The sequence below is a fragment of the Burkholderia sp. SIMBA_062 genome, from assembly GCF_046534765.1.
Lineage (GTDB): Bacteria > Pseudomonadota > Gammaproteobacteria > Burkholderiales > Burkholderiaceae > Burkholderia > Burkholderia ambifaria.
In genome coordinates this window covers 1-255 of the sequence record NZ_JAWRYD010000419.1, presented here as the reverse complement: position 1 = coordinate 255, position 255 = coordinate 1, and the positions used below count along the sequence as shown (strand labels likewise).

The 255-nt window shown below is 60.8% G+C and carries 1 pseudogene; it reads right to left on the bottom strand.

The features are described 5' to 3' along the window. Positions 1 to 255, bottom strand: a pseudogene (locus SB786_RS36915) (MFS transporter); the annotation flags it as partial.

The window sequence follows — 255 nt, the reverse complement described above, 5'->3', positions numbered from 1 at the left end:
GGCACATTGCAGAGATCGAGTAGCGACCAGTACAAGCCGCGAATCGCATACGTCAGCACGCCGATGAAGAGCACGAGAAACACCAGCAACACATGGCTGCTGATCTGCGGCGCGGCGATCAGGCCGACCAGCGAAAGCGACGCGAGAAAGAGCGCGATGATCAGCACGGTCACTTTCGAAAAGCGGTCGCCGAGAAAGCCGCCGCCAATGCCGCCGATGGGACGGATCCACAGCTTGAGCGTCGTGATCGTGCCC